18 protein-coding genes are annotated in these 18609 nt (G+C 75.2%); 9 read left to right on the top strand and 9 right to left on the bottom strand.

Annotated elements, in window-relative coordinates:
• Window positions 1-237 precede the first annotated feature (237 nt).
• The gene (locus ACFCLZ_RS34290) at window positions 238-1395 is read left to right on the top strand and encodes a GNAT family N-acetyltransferase (protein ID WP_380281792.1); all 1158 of its coding nucleotides are present in this window, start codon (window positions 238-240) and stop codon (window positions 1393-1395) included.
• A 162-nt stretch (window positions 1396-1557) separates the two neighbouring features.
• Here the strand turns inward: ACFCLZ_RS34290 and ACFCLZ_RS34285 are convergent, their stop codons facing one another.
• Together ACFCLZ_RS34285 and ACFCLZ_RS34280 are read right to left on the bottom strand one after the other, a co-directional pair.
• Window positions 1558-3225: a cytochrome D1 domain-containing protein gene (locus ACFCLZ_RS34285; RefSeq protein WP_380281791.1), complete on the bottom strand. Its 1668-nt coding sequence runs from the start codon at window positions 3223-3225 to the stop codon at window positions 1558-1560.
• Between the two features lie 161 nt (window positions 3226-3386).
• Window positions 3387-4439 (bottom strand): alpha/beta hydrolase family protein, encoded by a 1053-nt coding sequence (locus tag ACFCLZ_RS34280; protein ID WP_380281790.1) that lies wholly within the window; start codon window positions 4437-4439, stop codon window positions 3387-3389.
• Between the two features lie 137 nt (window positions 4440-4576).
• Here ACFCLZ_RS34280 and ACFCLZ_RS34275 point away from each other — a divergent pair, with 137 nt between their 5' ends.
• Together ACFCLZ_RS34275 and ACFCLZ_RS34270 are read left to right on the top strand one after the other, a co-directional pair.
• Window positions 4577-5476: a PaaX family transcriptional regulator C-terminal domain-containing protein gene (locus ACFCLZ_RS34275; protein WP_380281789.1), complete on the top strand. Its 900-nt coding sequence runs from the start codon at window positions 4577-4579 to the stop codon at window positions 5474-5476.
• Window positions 5477-5606: 130 nt separating this feature from the next.
• On the top strand, window positions 5607-6338 hold the full coding sequence (locus ACFCLZ_RS34270; RefSeq protein WP_380281788.1) for a hypothetical protein: 732 nt from the start codon (window positions 5607-5609) through the stop codon (window positions 6336-6338).
• Here ACFCLZ_RS34270 and ACFCLZ_RS34265 read toward each other — a convergent pair.
• The 3 genes from ACFCLZ_RS34265 to ACFCLZ_RS34255 form a co-directional block, all read right to left on the bottom strand.
• On the bottom strand, window positions 6328-7170 hold the full coding sequence (locus ACFCLZ_RS34265) for an SAM-dependent methyltransferase (protein WP_380281787.1): 843 nt from the start codon (window positions 7168-7170) through the stop codon (window positions 6328-6330). The two genes, ACFCLZ_RS34270 and ACFCLZ_RS34265, sit on opposite strands and share 11 nt — an antisense overlap.
• A gap of 134 nt (window positions 7171-7304) precedes the next feature.
• Window positions 7305-7730 carry a hypothetical protein gene (locus tag ACFCLZ_RS34260; protein ID WP_380281786.1) on the bottom strand — a complete coding sequence of 142 codons (426 nt, stop codon included), beginning with the start codon at window positions 7728-7730 and terminating at the stop codon, window positions 7305-7307.
• Entirely contained in the window at window positions 7727-9523 is a 1797-nt protein-coding gene (locus ACFCLZ_RS34255) for a hypothetical protein (RefSeq protein WP_380281785.1), read from the bottom strand. Before ACFCLZ_RS34255 ends, ACFCLZ_RS34260 begins: the two co-directional genes overlap by 4 nt.
• 399 nt (window positions 9524-9922) lie before the next feature.
• Between ACFCLZ_RS34255 and ACFCLZ_RS34250 the strand changes: the two genes are divergently transcribed.
• Both ACFCLZ_RS34250 and ACFCLZ_RS34245 read left to right on the top strand, forming a co-directional pair.
• A complete protein-coding gene (locus tag ACFCLZ_RS34250; protein WP_380281784.1) occupies window positions 9923-10402 on the top strand; it encodes an RrF2 family transcriptional regulator in 480 nt (159 codons plus the stop codon).
• Between the two features lie 143 nt (window positions 10403-10545).
• Complete coding sequence (locus tag ACFCLZ_RS34245; RefSeq protein ID WP_380281783.1) at window positions 10546-11760, top strand: globin domain-containing protein; 1215 nt, start codon at window positions 10546-10548, stop codon at window positions 11758-11760.
• Window positions 11761-11812: 52 nt separating this feature from the next.
• Here ACFCLZ_RS34245 and ACFCLZ_RS34240 read toward each other — a convergent pair whose 3' ends face one another.
• Entirely contained in the window at window positions 11813-12658 is an 846-nt protein-coding gene (locus ACFCLZ_RS34240; protein WP_380281782.1) for a hypothetical protein, read from the bottom strand.
• Window positions 12659-12831: 173 nt separating this feature from the next.
• Here ACFCLZ_RS34240 and ACFCLZ_RS34235 point away from each other — a divergent pair, with 173 nt between their 5' ends.
• From ACFCLZ_RS34235 to ACFCLZ_RS34225, 3 genes are read left to right on the top strand one after another with little or no spacing between them, the layout of a single operon-like run.
• Window positions 12832-13581 (top strand): (Fe-S)-binding protein, encoded by a 750-nt coding sequence (locus ACFCLZ_RS34235; protein WP_380281781.1) that lies wholly within the window; start codon window positions 12832-12834, stop codon window positions 13579-13581.
• On the top strand, window positions 13578-15035 hold the full coding sequence (locus tag ACFCLZ_RS34230; protein ID WP_380281780.1) for a lactate utilization protein B: 1458 nt from the start codon (window positions 13578-13580) through the stop codon (window positions 15033-15035). The genes ACFCLZ_RS34235 and ACFCLZ_RS34230 overlap by 4 nt, the downstream gene beginning before the upstream one ends.
• Entirely contained in the window at window positions 15032-15715 is a 684-nt protein-coding gene (locus ACFCLZ_RS34225) for a lactate utilization protein C (RefSeq protein WP_380281779.1), read from the top strand. Before ACFCLZ_RS34230 ends, ACFCLZ_RS34225 begins: the two co-directional genes overlap by 4 nt.
• A 25-nt stretch (window positions 15716-15740) precedes the next feature.
• On the opposite strand, the gene ACFCLZ_RS34220 is transcribed toward ACFCLZ_RS34225, so the two are convergent.
• Window positions 15741-16121, bottom strand: coding sequence for a hypothetical protein (locus ACFCLZ_RS34220; RefSeq protein WP_380281778.1), 381 nt, complete (start codon window positions 16119-16121; stop codon window positions 15741-15743).
• A gap of 68 nt (window positions 16122-16189) precedes the next feature.
• Complete coding sequence (ddaH, locus tag ACFCLZ_RS34215) at window positions 16190-17017, bottom strand: dimethylargininase (RefSeq protein ID WP_380281777.1); 828 nt, start codon at window positions 17015-17017, stop codon at window positions 16190-16192.
• Between the two features lie 251 nt (window positions 17018-17268).
• Between ddaH and ACFCLZ_RS34210 the strand changes: the two genes are divergently transcribed.
• Window positions 17269-18051, top strand: a complete 783-nt coding sequence (locus ACFCLZ_RS34210; RefSeq protein WP_380281776.1) for an SGNH/GDSL hydrolase family protein — start codon at window positions 17269-17271, stop codon at window positions 18049-18051.
• Window positions 18052-18075: 24 nt separating this feature from the next.
• Here ACFCLZ_RS34210 and ACFCLZ_RS34205 read toward each other — a convergent pair whose 3' ends face one another.
• Window positions 18076-18462 (bottom strand): DUF2809 domain-containing protein, encoded by a 387-nt coding sequence (locus ACFCLZ_RS34205; RefSeq protein ID WP_380281775.1) that lies wholly within the window; start codon window positions 18460-18462, stop codon window positions 18076-18078.
• Between the last annotated feature and the right edge of the window lie 147 nt (window positions 18463-18609).

Genomic DNA, 18609 nt, shown 5'->3' with positions numbered 1-18609 from the left:
TGGCTCCGGCGCGGCCGCGCCGGAGCCACCCGCACGCACATCCGCACACATGCACGCACGCACACACGCACACCCGCACGCAGGGTCGACGACCTCGGCCGTCCGCTGCCGCAGCGGGACCGGTTGCCCCGAACCCCGCCACCGGCGGGTCGGAGTCCGGGAGAATACGGACCGGCCCGCGACCGGCCGCCGACCGGCGGCGCACCGGGGCGGGAGAGGCCTTGGGGGGCAGCAGACGTGGGAACGGCGCATCCGAAGTCCGCGGGTTCGACGCCGGCCGTTCCGGCACCGGCCGGCGCCCGCGCGCTACCGGTCCGCTACCGCACGGCCGCCCTGCCGGCCGACGTGGTCGACGGCTGGCGCGAACTGGCGGCGGGCGAGCCGGGCGGCTCCTGGTTCACCACGCCCGAGTGGGCGCTCGCCTGGTGGGAGACGCTGGGGGCCGCCGAGGACGCCTCCGCCTCCGACGGCGAGGTCGTGGTGTGGCGGGACGGGGACGGGCGGGTCGACGCCGTCGTCCCGCTGCTGCGCACCGTCCAGCGCCTCCACCCGCGCGCGCCGCTGCCCGTCCCCTGCCTGACCGTGCTGGGCTCCGGTCCGGGCGCCGCCGACCACTGCGGCTTCGCCGTCGCCCCGCACCGCCGCGCCGAGGTCGCCGACTGGCTGGCCCGGCGCGGACGGCGGGCCACCCTGCTGCTCGCCGACCTCGATCCGGACCAGGCCGGCCTGCTGCCGCCCGGCGCGGTGGAGATCGCCCGCACCCCCTGCCCGCGCGCCGATCTGACGGCCGGGCCGGACGCGCTGGGCTCGCGGCAGTTCCGGGCCGACCTGCGCCGCTACGGCCGCAAGCTGGCCGCCGAGGGGATCACCTTCCGCTGGGTGCCGCCCGCCCTGGCACTGTCCGAACTCCCGGAGCGCTACGAGCTGCTGCGCACCGCCGTCCGGCTGCACCGGCTGCGCCGGGCCGCGCTCGGCAGGCCCACCACCTTCGACGAGGCCCGCGCGCCGCTGCACCTGCGGGTGATCGAGCGGGCCGCCGACACCGGCCGCGGCGAGGGCCCGGCGTTCCTGGTCGCGGAGCGGGCGGGCGAGGTGGTCGGCGTGCTCTACGGGTTCCAGTGGCGCGACACCTTCGCCTACTACCAGATCGGCTGGGACGTGGCCTGGGCGCCGCTGCGGCTCGGCACGGCGGTGATCGCCGAGACGATCCGGGCGGCCGCCGGGCGGGGGCTCACCACCTTCGACTTCCTGCGCGGCACGGAGCCGTACAAGTACCGCTTCGACGCGGTGGACCGCGAGGACGTCTCCTGGCTGGTGCCGCGCGGTGTGCCGGGGGCGCTGCTCGGGCTCAAGTACCGGGCCAAGGCGGCCCGCCGGGCCCCGGCCGGGGACTGATCCACCGGCCGCGGCCGACCCGGTCCGCGGAGTGGCCGCCCCGTTCAGGACGGCTCGCGGGGGCGGGCCCGCCCCCGGGGACCGCTCACCCCGGGGACGGGCCCTACGGCTCCGACGCGTTCCGGCCGTTACCGCTGTTCCCGCTGTTCCCGCCGTAGCGGCTCAGTCGCAGGTGATCGCCAGCAGCGCGACCCGGCAGGTGCGGCTCGCCGCGTCGTTGGCGCTCACCGGGTCGGCCGGGGTTCCGGCCGTACGGGCGGTGGTGACGGTGAAGGTCCGGCCGAGGTTGAGGAGCTGGCTCACCTGCACGGTGAGGTGGCGGGTCGCGCTCGCGCCGGCGGCCAGCGGGGCGGTGAGCGCGCAGGTCAGCTGCCCGGCGGCGACGGTGCAGTCCGTGCTGGTCGCGGCGAGCCCGGTCGGCAGGGCGGCCGCGACGGTGACGGCGGTGGCCACGCCGGGGCCCTGGTTGGTGACGGTGAGCGTGTAGTCGACCCGTCCGCCGAGCAGGCCGGACACCGGCGAGGCGGCGAGCGCGACGGCGAGGTCGGCGGCGGGCGCCCGGTAGTCGAACCGGTCGGCCGCCGAGACGGCGCTGGTGCCGCCGGGCGTGGTGACCCGGACGTCGACCGTCCCGGCGGCGGCCGCGGCCGGTGCGGTCGCGGTGCACGAGGCCGCGGCGCAGGAGAAGGACGTGGCGTTCCCGGCCGCGCCGAAGCTCACGGCACTCGCTCCGGCCAGGTCGGTACCGGTGATCGTGACGACCGTGCCGCCGGCCTGCGGGCCGCTCGCCGGGCTGATCCCGGTGACGGCCGGCACCGGCAGCGGGAAGTCGAGGACGCTCACCGCACTGCCGTCGAAGTCGGCCAGGTAGCCGCGCCGACTGTCGGGCGCGAGCGCCAGGGTGTACGGGCTCGCCCCGACCGGGACGGTGGCGGCGACCGCGCCGCTCGCGACGTCGAGCACGCTGAGCGTGTTGTCCGCGTAGTTGCTCGCGTAGACGGAGCGGCCGTCGGGGGCGGCGGCAACCGCGTACGGGTTGGCGCCGACCTGGACGGTGGCGGTCACGGCCCGGGTCGCGGTGTCCACCACGCTGACGGTGGAGTCGCCGCCGTTGCCGGTCCACAGCCGGGAGCCGTCGGGGGCCAGGGCGAGGCCGAAGACACCGTGGCCGACCGGTATCGAGGCGCTGACGGTGGCGGTGGCGGTGTCGATCACGTCGACCCGCTGCTTGCCGGAGGCGGCCACGTACACCTGCCCGCCGCCCGGGGCGACGGCCACCCCGTGCGGCTCGGCGCCGACCGGGACGGTGGCGGTCACGGCGTTGGTCGCGGTGTCGAGCACGCTGACCGTGCCGGCGCCCGCGTTGGTCACGTACGCGTGGGCGCCGTCGGGGGCGACCGCCACGCCGAAGGCGCCGGCGCCGACCTGGACGGTGGCGGTGACGGTGTTGCTCGCGGTGTCCACCACGCTGACCGTGCCGGTGAGGTGGTGGGTGAGGTAGGCGTGGGCGCCGTCCGGGGCGAGGGCGACCGCGTACGAGCCGGTGCCCGCGGTGAAGGTGCCGGTGACCGCGCCGGTGGCGGCGGACAGCACCGTCACCGTGCCGTCGCGCTGGCTGGTCACATAGGCCCGCCCGCCGTCCGGCGCGAGCGCGACGCCCGCCGGGTACGGCGCGACGGCGACGGTGGCCGCCACCACGGGCGGCGGTGCGAGGGCCGCGCCCGCGGCGTCGGCGCTCGCGGTGGCGGGCTGCGCGAGCAGGGCGGCCGTGGCCGCGCCGACGGCGGCCACCGCCGTCCAGGAGCGGCGCGGGGAAGGGCGTGTGGTCAACGGGGTCTCCAGACTCGTCGATGGGGCGAACGGTGCGCGGTCGCTTCGGGCGACCCGGGGGGACCGCCCGAAGCGTAGAAGCCGGACTGACGAAGCGTCAGGAGATGACCGGGATTGTTGCCAACCGTTCAGTTCCGGTCAGTTGGTCCCTGTTCGAACCTTCAGTGCCACCCCGGCACCGGCGCCACAGTCGCCGCGAAGCGCCGTAGATCGCCGAGGTAGCCGTCCGCGTAGACCGAGCGCGGTGCGGCCACCGCGACCAGCAGGCCGCGCAGCGAGCCGTCCTCGGCCCAGGAGTGCGCGATGCCGTGAGTGGCGCCCGGGTAGCGGTGAACGGTCAACTGGCCGGGCCGGGCGAGCAGTCGGCGGTACCCGGCCTCGGTGTCGTCGATGTCGACGTTGCGGTCCCGTTCGCCGAGCGCCAGCAGCACCGGCACCGTGAGCGCGGACAGGTCCGCGGTGGCGTCGGAGGTGAAGTTCCGCTGGATGAAGCCCCAGCGGTCGGCGCCGATCCCGTCGAGGTCGGCGCCCAGCGCGGCGCGCGCCTGCTGGTACGTCGCCCCCTTCCGCAGCTGCACCTCGACCCGCTCGCGGCGGGCGAGCGCGGCGTCCACCCGGTCCTGCGGCGCGTGCTCGTCCTCCAGGTCGGTCAGCAGGTCGTAGCGCCCCTGCTGGAGCCAGTTGACCGCGGTGCCGACGGCGATGACGAAACGGACCCCGGGCACCCGGTTGGCCACCTTGGGCAACACCCAGCCGGCCTGACTGGCGCCCCACAGGCCGATCCGCTCCGGGTCGACACCGGGCCGCCCCTTCGCCCAGGCGATCGCGGCGGCCGTCTCGGCGGCGCGGTCCTCCATGCTCTGGTCGAGCCAGTTGCCCGGCGCGCCACCGACCCCCGGCTTGTTCCAGGAGAGCGAGGCGTAGCCGGCCCGGGCCAGGGACTCCCAGATCGGCCGGTAGAAGGTGTCATGGGTGGCGTCCTGCTCGCTGTCGCCGTGCACGAAGACCACCAGCCCGTACGGCCCGCGCCCGCCCTCGGGCCGGGCCAGCACCCCCTCCAGCGGCTGGGCGCCGCCGGTGATGACGACCCGCTCCTCCCGCAGGTCGTAGCTGTTCTGGTACGCCACCCAGCCGCCCGCCCCGCCGGCCAGCAGCGCCAGGACGAGCCCCGCGCCGAGCAGCCGGCGGAGCCAACGGCGTGGCGCGCGCGCCACCCGATCATCCGACTTCAACATTTCTATCACTCTCAAAACGATCGTTCAGTTATCGATAGTTTTGAGCGTACTACACTCATCGGAAGGAGATCCGTGACACGGCGGGTGGCACGCACGGGGCGAGAGGAGCGGCGGCGATGGCCGAGGAAGCACGGGCCGAGGTGTCCACCCGGACACTGGTCGAGGGCATGGTCCGGGCGGACGGCACCGTCGACGCCGGCGAGCTGTACGGGGTCGCGGGCGAGCTCGGCATGACCGACCAGCAGGTGCGCCTGTGCGTCAAGCGGATGGCCGCCGACGGCCTGCTCGTCCAGGAGGGCCGCGGCCGGCGCGCGGTGCTGCGCGAGACCGACCACGCCCGGCGGGCGGCGGAGCCCGAGGTCGAGTTCGTCCGCCACATGTACGCCCAGGACGCCGGGCTCGCCCCGTGGGACGGCCGCTGGCATCTCGTCGCCTTCGCGGTGCCCGAATCCGCCCGCGCCGCCCGCGACGCCCTGCGGGAGGCCCTGGTCCGGCTCGGCGGCGCGGCCCTCCAGGGCGGGGTCTACGTCAGCGCCAACGTCTGGGAGCCCTACGTCGAGGCCGAGGTCGACCGCCTCGGCGTCCGGGACTGCGTCACCCTGCTCACCAGCACCGACCTGCGCATCGCCGGCGCCGACGACCCGCTCGCCGTGGCCCGGCGCCTCTGGCCGCTCGACGGCCTCGCCGAGGGCCACCGCCGGCTGGCCGCCCTCGCCGCGGACCGCCTCGCCCGGCTGACCGCCACCGCCCCGGGCGCCGCGCCCACCCGGATCGAGCACCTCGCGATCGCGGTCGAACTGGCCGCCGAGTTCACCCGCGCCACCGCGCCGGACCCGCTGCTGCCGCCCGAGCTCCTCCCCCGCCCCTGGCCCGGCGCCGAGGCCCGGGCGCTCACCGCCGACTGCTGGCGGCTGCTGCGCCGCGCCGAGCAGGACGCCCCCGAGCCCGGCCCCCGGTTCTTCCGGCGCTACGACGAGGTCATGGCCGAGATCACCGGCGAGGCGCGGACGCCCTGACCGTCGTGCCGCCCGCCGGCGGGTCCGAGGCGCCCCCACCCGGGCGGGGCCCGCAAAAGCTGTGGGCCGTCGGCGGTGCGCGTGCTGTACTGGGCGCATGGGGGACGGCGGCGGTCGGATGCGGTTGCGGGTGACGAGCCACCCGGTGGCCGGCACCGGATCACGGCTCGGCCGGATCCTGCACACGGGTCCGATGCTGCGCAACACCTTCCTCCACCCGCCCGAGCAGCAGGTCGGGTACCTCTACGCGGGCCGCGCCGACCTCCTGCGCCTCGGCGCCCTGTTCCGCATCGCCGCGACGAGCGCGCACAGTGCCGTGCACATCCCGGTCCCGCCGGGGGCCCGGCCGATGTCCTACGGCTGTGTCGACACCTGGCCGACACCCCTGCTCCTGGCCCGTGAGGACACCGGACTGCGGCCGTCCGACTGGCCTGCGCTGCGGCGCGGGATGCGCCACGCCTCCTCGCCCCTGACGGTGACCGCCCCCGCGCCACGCGCCGCCGACCGTCCCGACGACGTCCGCCGCCGGGCCGACCGCCGCCCCGCCCGCTTCGCCGAGCACGGCGGGACGACCGTCATCACCGCCCGCGCCGAACTCCTGTTCTGGATGGGGGACTCGCTCACCGCCGCCGGTGACACCGTCGCCCGGGACCCCCGCATCCACCGGCACGGTGAGAGCCTCGTCGAGGACCTGGCCGGCTTCTTCGACCCCGAGCACACGGACCACCCGATGCACGCGCTCTGCGTCGTCGCCGTCGAACCGATCTTCCACCGGGCCCGCTGGAAGAAACGGCGAACGCCGTCGGCCGGCGCTCCGGCGGGCCCGCTGCCGGGCACCGCGCCCGGCGCGGTCAGCGCTTGACGGCCACACCGCCGTACATCGCGATGTTCCGGTCGCGGACCGGTGCGGCGCCGGGCTCCGGGTGCCAGTGGTGGACCAGGGTGACGCCCGGGTCCAGCAGGTCGTAGCCGTCGAAGAAGGCGAGCGTCTCGGCCCGGTCCCGGATCTGCAGCGGGATGCCCCGGGCGTTGTACTCGCGGCCCACACCGCCGACGCCGACCGGGTCGGTGTCACCGGTGAAGACGGTCAGCGCCAGGAAGCTGCCCGGCGCCAGACGGTCCATCAGCCGGCGGACGATGCCCTGCGGGTCATCCTCGTCGAGGACGAAGTGCACGATCGCGATCAGCGAGAGCGCCACCGGCCGCGAGAGGTCCAGGACCTCGCGCAGCCGCGGCGAGTCCAGGATCGCGTCGACGTCCCGCAGGTCGGCGTCCAGGTAGGCGGTGCGGCCCTCGGGCCGGCTGGACATCAGCGCGCGGGCGTGGGTCAGCACGATCGGATCGTTGTCGACGTACACCACGCGCGACTCCGGCGCCACCTCCTGGGCGATCTCGTGCACGTTCGGCGAGGCCGGAATACCCGCGCCGATGTCCAGGAACTGCCGCACGCCGTGCTGTTCGGCGAGCTGCCGGACCACCCGCTCCATGAAGCCGCGGGTGCTCCGCATCGAGGTCGGCAGGGCGGGCCAGGCCTTCACGGCGGCGTGCGCGGCGGCCCGGTCCGGCTCGAAGTTGGTCTTGCCGCCGATCAGGTAGTCGTACACCCGCGCCGAGTGCGGGACGTCCATCCGGAGGTCGACCCCCGTCCAGCTGTCGCCGCCCCGCTCTCCCGACACCCCGTCAGCGCGCGTCATCGCCGCCCCTCCCGATCTTCCCCGTTGACGTACCGTACCTGCCCCGTCGGCCATCCGCCCGCGTCAACTCCGCTGGCGGAAGGCCTTGGTGCGCATGGTAACCGTAACCCGGGGGACGGCGGCCGGTCGGGGCCTCAGCTCTGCCCGAACAGCGCCACGAAGGCTGCCTCCAGGCCGCTCACCGCCGCGGCCAGCACCGCGACCGCGCGCAACGCGTCGGCCACCGTGCGGACCCGGCGGCGCAGCGGCCCCTCGCGGGGCTCGTCGAGGCCCGCCTCGTCGAGGATCCCGGCGAGCGCGGCGTCGGCGTCCTCGGCGTCCGCCTCCGGTACGGCGCCCGGCTGTTCGGCGCGCAGCCGGGCGAGCGCGGTGCGCAGCGCCTCGGCCGCCGTCCGCAGCCCCTCGGGGCCGCCCGGGGCCGCGGGCCCGGCGGCGTCCGCGCCGATCGAGACGGTCGCGCCCCGGCCGCCGGCCACGTGGCCGTGCACGGTGGAGCCGACCACCTGGACACCGCCGTCGTTGTGGTGGCCGCCCGGCTCAGCGTCCGGCTGTCGCGTCATGTCCCTGGCCCCTCGTTGAGGTTGACGTTGGATCCGGAGCCCCCGGCGACCGGTCCGTGCACGTTGGAACCGACCACCTGGACACCGCCGTTGTTCACGTTGGTGATGCTCTGCGCCTGCTTCTCGAAGGCGCCGCTGTCGTAGCCGCGCGCCCGCAGTTCGTCGCCGACCGCGCTGAACACCCGCTGGGTGACGGTGTTGAGGAAGCGCTGGACGTCGTGCGCCTGGAAGATGTTCTGGAAGTCGTCCGACGCCCCGAGCTCGCGCACGCTCAGCCGGGGCGCGTAGTCGACCGCGTACCCGGACCGGACCAGGTGCCGGTAGCGGGCGCGGAGCCGGGCCGTGCGCCGACGCGACGCCCGGACCTGCCGGAGCTGGCCCACCGCGATCCCGACGTCGCCGACCAGGGAGCGCGCGGACCAGCCCAGCGCGTTCAGCGCGTGTTCGAGGTCGGAGCGGTGGCCGAGCAGGTCGATCACGTGGTAGGCCTGCGCCACCGGTCCCAGCGCGTACGGCAGCCACTCCAGGTAGAGCAGCCCGCCGCGGGTCGTGGCGCGGACCAGCACGGTGACCACCACCTCCTCGTTCCAGGAGCCGACCCGGATCGCCAGGTAGTGGCGCAGCCGCTCGTGGCCGGTGCGGCTCAGCAGGTCCGCCCAGGCGGGTTCGAGCAGGACCTGACCGCCGGCCCGGCCGGACATCGCGCCGAGCCAGGTGCCCGGGTCGTCGTGGCGCAGGCTGGGCCGGAACACCCGGTCGGTGACGGTCAGCCCGCGCAGGGGGTCCTCCGGGTAGGCCGGGTCGTGTGCGAGCGCGCGGACCCGGGCGGCGACGGCGCGGTAGAGGGCGGCGGCGTCGATCGGGTCGGGGGCCCGGCCGCCGGCCGCCCGGTCGGCGGAGGGGCGCAGCTCGAAGGTCATCCGCCAGCTGCGCCCGGCCGCGCCGAGGCCGACCAGCGGCGCCTCCTTGCGGTAGAGCAGCTCCGGTCCGCTCTGCTGCTCGCGCAGCCGCCCGTACAGCCAGGCCGCCCGGGGCCCCTTGGGCTCGGGCGGCGGGACGCCGCCCGGGTCCGGGTCGGTGAAGGCCGCCAGGCGCCGCCGGATCCGGTAGCGCAGCGCGGCGGCGACCAGCCACGGCAGCACGATCACCAGGACGGCGGAGATCCCCTGGTCGCGCAGCAGGTACCAGGAGTAGCGCGGGTCGAGGTACCCGGTCCAGTCCTCGGTGAGCTCCGACAGCCCGGGGACGTAGTCGTACTCGCGCCAGGACCGGAACTCGTAGTAGCCCACGAGGACGAGGCGCGCGGCCACCAGCACGGCGACCGCCGCCAGGAGCCGCCGCACCAGGCCGGCGCCGGTCGTGCTCCGCTGCCGGCCGCGGGGGACGCGCCGGGTGGCGTCCAGGCGCTCGACCTCCAGGCGCTCGACCTCCAGGCCGAGGCGGTGGTCGAGCCGGTCCGTGCCGGCGCCGCGGAAGATTCCCAGCAGGGCGACCGCCGCGAGGGCCAGCACGACGGTGGGCACCCCGAAGAACGGGGAGCCGAGGACGAGGACGAGCAGGCAGAGCGCGCCGGTCCAGGCCTCCCAGCGGCGGGCGGTGAGGGCCTCGTGCAGCACCCGGACCAGGTCGGTGCCGGGCGAGGGGGCGGGGATGCGGAAGTTGTGCTCGACGAGTTCCTCGATCAGCTGCGCGCGGAAGCGCCGGTCCAGCCAGGCGGCGGCGCACAGGTAGCGGGTGGCGTCGCCGGGGACGGGGCCGGCCTGGTGGCGCAGGTTCTCGGGCGTCGCCGGCACGGCGGACCCGACGGGCGGCGGCGCGACGGCGGGCGGGGTCGGCGGCGGGGTCGCTCCGGGCGGCGACGTCGGCGGCGGGGTCGGGTGGACCGACACGTCCCGCGGCAGGGGCCGGACCGGACCGAGCGGGATCGGCGGTGGATACCCCGGTGGCGGGGTGGAGGGTCGCGGCGGCGGAAAGGGCTGTGGCCCCTGTGGCGGAGGCGGCGGCGAGGTGCCACTGTCCATGATTCCCCCAATGTCCCGGGTCGCCTTCCGGCGAACGAGCTTGGCCAGTAAAGCAGTTGACCTGTCCAGCGGACAGCCTTCCGGCCACCCCCACGGGTAACGGTTCGACTCCGCCGCGTGGCGCGTGCACGAAATTGGAGTTCTGGAGTCGTATTCGATAGCTTTTCGAACGTGAGGCTGACCAAGAGCACCGACATCGCCCTCCGCATCGCCATGCGGCTGGCCGTCCTCGACGAGGGCGCCAACCCGACCACCCGCGAGGTGGCCGAGGCGGTCGGCGTGCCGTACACCCACGCCGCCAAGGTGGTCAGCCGGCTGCAGCACCTGGGCGTGGTGACGGCACGGCGCGGTCACGGCGGGGGCCTGGCCCTCACCACGGCCGGCCGCACCGGCTCGCTCGGACCGCTGCTGCGCGAGCTGGAAGGGGTGGGTGACGTGGTCGGCTGCGAGGACGAACCACCGTGCCCCCTGCGGTCGGCCTGTCGGCTGCGCGGGGCACTGCGCACCGCGCAGGAGGCGTTCTTCGCCACCCTCGACCCGCTCTCGATCGGCGATCTGGTGGCCGGGCCGACCGGGCCCGTCCTGCTCGACCTCACCCTCGGGCCGGGCCTCGCCCCGAGGCCCGAACCCGTCGCCGGCCCCACCGGCTGACCCGCTCCGGCACACCCCGACGCACCACCCCGACGCACCACCCGCAGTACCGCACGGCCCGCAGTACCACACCTCCCCACGCCGGTCCGCGCATCCGCACGGCCGAAAATACGACTCTCAGATTCCAGTTTGGAGCGCATTCGATGCTGTCCGCCAAGTCCGCCGAGGTCGTCGAAGCCACCCTGCCCGTCGTGGGCGGTGCGATCGGCGACATCACGCCGCTCTTCTACGACAAGATGTTCGCCGCCCACCCGGAGCTGCTGCGCGACCTGTTCAACCGCGGCAACCAGGCCAACGGCAGCCAGCGGCAGGCGCTCGCGGGCTCGATAGCCGCCTTCGCGACCGCGCTGCTCGCCACCCCGGACAGCCGTCCGGACGCGCTGCTCGCCCGCATCGCCCACAAGCACGTCTCGGTCGGCATCACCGACGACCAGTACCGGATCGTCCACGAGCACCTGTTCGCCGCCATCGTCGAGGTGCTCGGCGAGGCCGTCACCCCCGAGGTCGCCGCCGCCTGGGACGAGGTCTACTGGCTGATGGCCAACGCGCTGATCGCCATCGAGGACCGGCTGCGCGAGCAGGCCGCCGCCGCCCAGAGCCTCGACCCGGCCGACCTGTGGCGCCCCTACACGGTGGTCGCCCGCCACCAGGAGACCGACGACGTCACCACCTACCTGGTCCGCCCGGCCGACGGCAGGCCGCTGCCGACGGCCGAGCCCGGCCAGTACGTCTCGGTGCGCGCCGAACTCCCGGACGGCGCCCACCAGATCCGCCAGTACAGCCTCTCCGGCGCCCCGGACGGCGCGCTCCAGTTCAGCGTGAAGCGCGCCACCGCCGAGGTCGCGGGCGGCCCCGAGGGCGAGGTCTCCAACCACCTGCACGAGACCGTGCGCGCCGGCGACGTCCTCGACCTCGCCCCGCCGTTCGGCGACGTCGCGCTCGCCGAGGGCGACGGTCCGGTGCTGCTCGCCTCGGCCGGCATCGGCAACACCCCGATGACCGCGATGCTGGCGAAGCTCGCCGCCACCGGCTCGACCCGCCGGGTCGTCACCGTGCACGGCGACCGCGACCAGCTCTCGCACGCCTTCCGCGCCGACCTCACCCAGCTGACCGGCAAGCTGGCGAACGCCACCGCCCACGTCTTCTACGAGCGGCCGCTCGGCGACTGGCCGGCCGACCGCACCGGCCTGGTCGACCTGTCCACGGTCGACGTCCCGGCGGGCACCACCGCCTACCTCTGCGGCCCGCTGCCCTTCCTGCGCGCCGTCCGCGGCCAGCTCCTCAGCGCGGGCGTCCCGGCCGCCGACATCCACTACGAGGTGTTCGGCCCGGACCTCTGGCTCGGCCAGGACGCCTGACCCGAGGAGGCCCCCGAGCCGCCGTTCGTCCCCCGCCCGCGCGGCGCGCCGCTCAGTGCGGCGGGACGAACGGCGGCTCGGCGTTGACGGTCACCAGCGGCACCTTGCCGGACTGGCTGCAGAGGAACGGCTTGCCCTGGGTGCCGGAGCAGGCGTTCCACAGATAGATCCACACTTCGCAGACGTCCCCCTGGCTGATGTCGAAGACGACCGGGAAGAGCCGGCTTCCGGGGAAGGGCCCACCCGAGATTCCGGTGAGGTCGGCGATCGCCAGATTCACCGATTCCCCCGAGGCGGGGGTCATACCGAAGCGGTTCCACAGTGTGATCTCGGTCTTGGCGGCCTGCACCGTGTTCCGGTAGACGATCGCCCCGGCGCCGCCCCGGGTCTGCAGATTGGGATCGGCCTGGAGGTCGACGAAGGAGTGCTCGTACGTCCCCTGCGGGGTGACGACGATCGCCGCGTTCGTGCTGGCGCGGACGAAGAAGCTGAAGCCGGCGCCCGAGAAGGTGTCGCCCCCGAGCAGCGTCATGTGCCCGTCGAGGCGGGACAGCGGGAGCCCGAGGCCGGTCTGCCAGCTGTTGTCGTAGGGCGCGGCCACCACCTGGCTGCCGGGTTGGACGTCGATCGTGAGCCGGGCGAGTTCCGGTCGGACCCGGTTGAGGGAGCCCTCCAGCAGATCGCGCTTGAGATCCTCGACCAGTTCCCCGCCGTCCTGCGGCGCCGGGGCCACGAGGTCCTCGGGGTACCGGCGGCGGCCGCGCAACTCGGTCAGCTGGGCCGCACCGAATTCCGTGAGGTACTGCTCGAATTCCTTGGCCGCGGATTCCTGGCTTAAGTCGTCCGGGGTGACCCGGCTGATCGGCCGGGCGACCTCTCGGGCTATTGCCCTGGTCATGGTGTCACCTCTGAAATGCCCGCCCACGGTTCGGGGAGTGACGGTCCTGTTCCGTTCCGTCGCCGCCCGGACCGCGTGGCGACGTGAAATTCCCTGTTCCCAGCGTGCGCGCATCACACGGTGATTTCCAGTAGCATCCGGCTCGGAACCGGACCGAGGGCACGGGAGGACCGTTGCGCGTCGCGTTGTTCGCCACCTGCGTCAACGACGCGCTGCTGCCGTCCACCGCGATCGCCACCGTCCGGCTGCTGGAACGGCTCGGCGTCGAGGTCGACTTCCCGGACGCGCAGAGCTGTTGCGGCCAGCCGCAGTACAACAGCGGCTACGGCGAGGCCTGCGAACCGCTGGTCCGCCGCACGGTCCGGGCCTTCGCCGGGTACGACCACGTGGTGGCGCCCTCCGGCTCCTGCGTGGCCATGGTGCGCGACGCCCACCCCCGGATCGCCGCCCGCGCGGGCGGCGCACTCGCCTCGGACGTCGCCGAGTTGACGCCCCGGACGCACGAGTTGAGCGAGTTCCTCACGGACGTGCTGGGCGTCGAGGACGTCGGCGCGTGGTTCCCGCACCGGGTGACGTACCACCCCTCCTGCCACGGGCTGCGGCTGCTCGGCCTCGGCGACCGCCCGCTGCGGCTGCTGCGCGCCGTACGCGGACTGGAGCTGGTCGACCTGCCCGAGGCCGAGGAGTGCTGCGGCTTCGGCGGCACCTTCGCCCTGAAGAACCCGGCGGTCTCGGCCGCGATGGCCGCCGACAAGACCGCCAACGCCCTGGCCACCGGCGCCGAGGTGCTGTGCGGCGGCGACAACTCCTGCCTGCTGCACCTCGGCGGCACGCTGCGCCGGCAGGGCGCGGCGCTGCGGCCGCTGCACCTCGCCGAGATCCTCGCCAGCACCGAGGCCGAACCCTGGCGGGCGCAGGCATGAGCGGAACCTTCCTCGGCATGCCCGGCTTCCCGCCGGGCGTCTCCCCGCAGATCCCCTTCCCGCAGGCCGCCGCCGACGCCGTGCGGGACGAACGGCTGCGCGCCAACCTGCGGCACGCCACCCGCACCATCCGGGAGAAGCGGGCCCGCGCCGTCGCCGAACTCGCCGACTGGGCCGAGCTGCGCGCCGCCGCCAAGGCCGTCAAGGACCGCACCCTGCGCGAACTCGACCGCCACCTCCTCCGGTTGGAGGAGAAGGTGACCGCCGCCGGCGGCACCGTGCACTGGGCCGCCGACGCCGCCGAGGCCAACCGGATCGTCACCGCCCTGGTCCGGGCCACCGGTGAGCGGGAGGTGGTCAAGGTCAAGTCCATGGCCACCCAGGAGATCGGGCTCAACGAGGCGCTGGCCGAGGCCGGCATCCGCGCCTACGAGACCGATCTCGCCGAGCTCATCGTCCAGTTGGGCGACGACCGGCCCTCGCACCTGCTCGTCCCGGCGATCCACCGCAACCGCGGCGAGATCCGGGAGATCTTCGCCCGGCGGATGGCCGACTGGGGCCGCCCGGCCCCCGAGGGGCTCACCGACGCGCCCGCCGAACTCGCCGAGGCGGCCCGGCTGCACCTGCGGGAGAAGTTCCTGCGGGCCGAGGTCGCCGTCTCCGGCGCCAACTTCATGATCGCCGAGACCGGCACCCTGGTGGTCGTCGAATCGGAGGGCAACGGGCGGATGTGCCTGACCCTCCCGCGCACCCTGATCTCGGTGGTCGGCATCGAGAAGGTCCTGCCCACCTGGCGGGATCTGGAGATCTTCCTGCAACTGCTGCCCCGCTCCGCCACCGCCGAGCGGATGAACCCCTACACCTCCCTCTGGACCGGCACCCATGCCGACGGGCCGGGCGGCGACGGGCCCAAGGAGTTCCACCTCGTCCTGCTCGACAACGGCCGCACCGACGCGCTCGCCGACCGGGTCGGCCGCCAGACGCTGCGCTGCATCCGCTGCTCGGCCTGCCTGAACGTCTGCCCGGTGTACGAGCGGGCCGGCGGACACGCCTACGGCTCGGTCTACCCGGGGCCGATCGGCGCCGTCCTCACACCCCAACTGCGCGGCACCACCACCCCCTTGGACGCCTCACTGCCGTACGCCTCGTCACTCTGCGGGGCCTGCTACGAGGTCTGCCCGGTGGCCATCGACATCCCCGAGGTGCTGGTCCACCTGCGCGAGCGGGTGGCCGGGCAGCGCGGCCACCGGCTGGAGCGTGCCGCGATGGCCGCCGCCGGCTACGTGCTCGACCGCCCCGCCCTGCTGCGGGCCGCCGAACGGGCCGCCGCCCGCACCCGCCGGCTCCACCCGCGCCGGCTCCCCGGCCCCGGCCGGGCCTGGACCGACACCCGCGAGCTGCCGGCCGTCCCGCCCGAACCGTTCCGCGACTGGTGGCGGAGGAACCGCACATGAGCAGCCCGCTGGGGTCCGCCGCCGGCGGCTCGCGCGACCTGGTGCTCGCCCGGATCCGGGCCGCGCTGCACACCGGCCCGCCGGAGGAGGAGGAGGAGCCGGTGCCGCGCGACTACCTGCGCAGCCACGTCCCGGCCGACGATCCCGGCGCGCTGCTCGACCTGCTGCAGCACCACCTCGCCGACTACCGCGCCCTGGTCCACCGCTGCACCGCCGACCGGCTGCCGCTGCTGCTCGCCGCCCTGTTCGAGGCCCGCGACGCCCGCACGGTGGCCGTCCCGCCCGGCCTGCCGCCCGACTGGCTCGGCGTCACCCACGCCCGGGTCCTCCCCGACGACGGCCCGGACGGCCCGCTCACCGCCGCCCGCCTGGACACCGTCGACAGCGTGCTCACCGGCTGCGCGCTGGCGATCGCCGAGACCGGCACCCTCGTGCTGGACGGCGGCCCGGCCCAGGGCCGCCGCCTGCTCACGCTCGTCCCCGACCACCACGTCTGCGTGGTCCTGGCCCCCGGGCAGGTGGTCGCCTCCGTCCCGCTCGCCCTCCCCCGCCTGGACCCCACCCGCCCGCAGACCTGGATCTCCGGGCCCTCGGCCACCAGCGACATCGAACTCGACCGCGTCGAGGGCGTGCACGGCCCCCGCACCCTGGAGGTCGTCCTGGTGACCGACGGCGGCTGAGCGTCAGAACCCGCCCGGTGCGCGCTCAGTACGCGCTCAGCACCCGTTCCGCCTCCGCGACCGCCTCGACGGGGTCGGTCGTCTCCAGCAGGACCTCGTAGTGGCGGTCGGTCAACCGGGCCACCTCGTAACGGCCCGGCGAGACCACGCCGATCCGGACCGGCACGATCCGCCCCTCCCCCGGCCGGGGCCCCGGACCGGTGGCGAAGCGCAGCATGCCGTGGCTCTGGAACGGATGGAACCGGTACAGCGTGCTGCTGCGCGCCGCTCGGACGAGGGGCAGCACGGCGGGCCGCTCCCCGGCCGGCCGGGAGCCCGGTCGCCCACGGTCCCGGATCCCCGCCGAGTGCTCCCGCTCGTCCCACGCCGCCTCCAGCGACCCGCCGCCGCCCTGCCGCCCGTCCATGAACCGCCCCCGTTCCCGTACGCCGTTCGTGCCCGACCGGCCACCATAGACGCCCGGGGCGGGCGGTGTCAGGCCGGACGGAGCTCCAGGGTGCAGCACTTCGGGCCGCCGCCGCCCTTGAAGAGTTCGGAGAGGTCGACCGGTATCGGCTCGTAGCCCGCGTCGGCCAGCCGGGCGGCCAGGGACTTCGCGGCCTCCGGGAGCAGCACCCGGCGGCCGTCGGAGACCGCGTTCAGGCCGAACACCTCGGCGTCCTCCCGCTCGGCGAGGATGGCGTCCGGGTAGAGGCTGCGCAGCAGCGCCTGGCTGTCCGGGGTGAACGCCGCCGGGTAGTACATGATCTGGTCGTCGGCGAGCACGGCCAGCGCGGTGTCCAGGTGGTAGAAGCGCGGGTCCACCAGGTCCAGGCCGAGCACCTGGAGGCCGAAGACGTCCCGCGTCTCGGTGTGCGCGGCCGGGGAGGTGCGGAAGCCGGAGCCGGCCAGCACCCGGCGGCCGACCAGCAGGTGGTCCCCCTCGCCCTCGTTGACGTGCGCGGCCCGCCGCACCTCCCGGTAGCCGCCGGACCGGAACCAGGACTCGTGGGCCTCGGACTCGGCGGCCCGCTCGGCGTGCCGGAAGGTCGCGACGAGCACCCGGCCGTCGAGCACGGTGGCACCGTTGGCCGTGTAGACCATGTCCGGCAGGCCGGGCACCGGGTCGATCAGCTCGACGGTGTGGCCGAGTTCCTCGTACAGCGCGCACAGCCGCTCCCACTGGCGGACGGCGAGCGTGGTGTCGGTCGGCCGCGAGGGGTCCATCCACGGGTTGATCGCGTATTCCACGGTGAAGTACGTCGGACGGCACATGAGGTAGCGCCGCGGCCTCGCGGTGCGCTCCGGGAAACGGTGGGGCATGCGGCGACCTCCGTCATCGGGAAGGGCTGCGCTACGGGCGTCTCGCGGCCCAGAGAGCCGCTGCCCCGGCGGGGCCGTTCGCACACCCGGGCCGGCGGAGCGGGCGGCGCAGTTCCCCCGCGCACCCGGCGCGCCCACCCGCGCGTCGCGGGCGCACGAGGGCGCGCATCAGGACACGTGGCCGATCTCACGTACCGCCACCGGCCACCTACGCTGGCGTAGGTCACTTCAGAAGGTGAACTATCTCTTTCATGCCGAACCTCCAGGAGACTCTTGACCTCACTGCGTACGTCGCCCTCGGGGACAGCTTCACCGAAGGGCTGAACGACCCCGCGGCCGACGGCGCCTTCGCCGGCTGGGCCGACCGGCTGGCGGTGCTGCTCGCCGCGGACCGGCCGCCGGGCGGGTTCCGGTACGCGAACCTCGCGGTGCGCGGGCGGCTGCTGGACCAGATCGTGGCCGAGCAGGTGCCGCAGGTGCGCCGCATCCGGCCGGACCTGGTGACCTTCTGCGCCGGCGGCAACGACATCCTGCGGCCCGGCAGCGACCCCGACGAGGTCGCCGGGCGGTTCGAGGCCGCCGTCGCCGAACTCGCGGACTCGGCGGGCACGGTGCTGATCTGCACCGGCTTCGACACCCGCGGCGTGCCGCTGCTCAAGCACCTGCGCGGCAAGATCGCCACCTACAACGGCCACCTGCGGGCCATCGCCGACCGGCACGGCTGCCAGGTGGCCGACCTGTGGTCGCTGCGGGCCGTCCAGGACCGCCGCGCCTGGAGCGAGGACCGGCTGCACCTCTCCCCCGAGGGCCACCAGCGGGTCGCCCTGCTGGCCGCCCGGTCGCTGGGCCTGCGCACCGAGCAGGACCCGGAGGCGCCGTGGCCGTCCGTCCCGGAGCTCTCCCCCGCCGAGCAGCGCCGGGAGAACCTCCAGTGGGCGCGCGGGTTCCTGCTGCCGTGGGTCGGCCGCCGGCTGCGCGGCGAGTCCTCCGGCGACCACGTCGAGGCCAAGCGGCCCGAGCTGCTGCCGCTGTGACGACGGCACTGCCCTGACGAAGCGTCAGGCCGCCCGCGCGCCCCGGTGCGCGAGGGCGGCCGACGCGGCGCCGGCGAGGTACCAGAGCAGGTCCGGCGGGTTGAAGGTGCTGCCGAGCACCAGCCGCGCGAGCGTGCTGTGCCGGGCCAGGTCGTCGGGGACGCCGGTGAGCTGGAACAGTTCGACGGCCCAGCTCAGCCCGGCCGCCCAGGCCGCCGCCGTCCACGGCCGCAGGCGCGGTGCGAGCAGCACCACCAGCGTGTACAGCAGCACCGTGTAGAGGGCGTCGCCCGCGTACTTGGCGGCCTCGCCGCCGAGCACCGCCCGCACCCCGAGCCCCGCCGCCACACTCAGCGCGGCCGCCGCCGCGGCCAGGCCCCGGACCGCCCACCGCCCCCGAAGATCGTCCATCCGCGCACCCTAACCGGCGCGTCCCGGAACCGCCCCCCGCCCCTCCCGCGTCCCTCCCTGCCGAAGGGCCGCGCGGGCGGCCCGGTAGCCTGCTGGCCGGCCCGTACGGGGCCTGGTCCGCGCAGGTCGCGGGCGGGAACGACTTCA

The sequence above is a fragment of the Kitasatospora purpeofusca genome (assembly GCF_042691725.1).
GTDB classification, from domain to species: Bacteria; Actinomycetota; Actinomycetes; order Streptomycetales; family Streptomycetaceae; genus Kitasatospora; species Kitasatospora purpeofusca_B.
This window is presented reverse-complemented; position numbering and strand designations above follow the sequence as displayed.

Coding starts and splice junctions, on each gene's coding strand:
- ACFCLZ_RS34275 (WP_380281789.1), top strand. CDS start 4,577: ATGGCCGAGGAAGCACGGGCCGAGGTGTCCACCCGGACACTGGTCGAG.
- ACFCLZ_RS34265 (WP_380281787.1), bottom strand. CDS start 7,170: ATGACGCGCGCTGACGGGGTGTCGGGAGAGCGGGGCGGCGACAGCTGG.
- ACFCLZ_RS34260 (WP_380281786.1), bottom strand. CDS start 7,730: ATGACGCGACAGCCGGACGCTGAGCCGGGCGGCCACCACAACGACGGC.
- ACFCLZ_RS34245 (WP_380281783.1), top strand. CDS start 10,546: ATGCTGTCCGCCAAGTCCGCCGAGGTCGTCGAAGCCACCCTGCCCGTC.
- ACFCLZ_RS34240 (WP_380281782.1), bottom strand. CDS start 12,658: ATGACCAGGGCAATAGCCCGAGAGGTCGCCCGGCCGATCAGCCGGGTC.
- ACFCLZ_RS34230 (WP_380281780.1), top strand. CDS start 13,578: ATGAGCGGAACCTTCCTCGGCATGCCCGGCTTCCCGCCGGGCGTCTCC.
- ACFCLZ_RS34225 (WP_380281779.1), top strand. CDS start 15,032: ATGAGCAGCCCGCTGGGGTCCGCCGCCGGCGGCTCGCGCGACCTGGTG.
- ACFCLZ_RS34220 (WP_380281778.1), bottom strand. CDS start 16,121: ATGGACGGGCGGCAGGGCGGCGGCGGGTCGCTGGAGGCGGCGTGGGAC.
- ddaH (WP_380281777.1), bottom strand. CDS start 17,017: ATGCCCCACCGTTTCCCGGAGCGCACCGCGAGGCCGCGGCGCTACCTC.
- ACFCLZ_RS34210 (WP_380281776.1), top strand. CDS start 17,269: ATGCCGAACCTCCAGGAGACTCTTGACCTCACTGCGTACGTCGCCCTC.
- ACFCLZ_RS34205 (WP_380281775.1), bottom strand. CDS start 18,462: ATGGACGATCTTCGGGGGCGGTGGGCGGTCCGGGGCCTGGCCGCGGCG.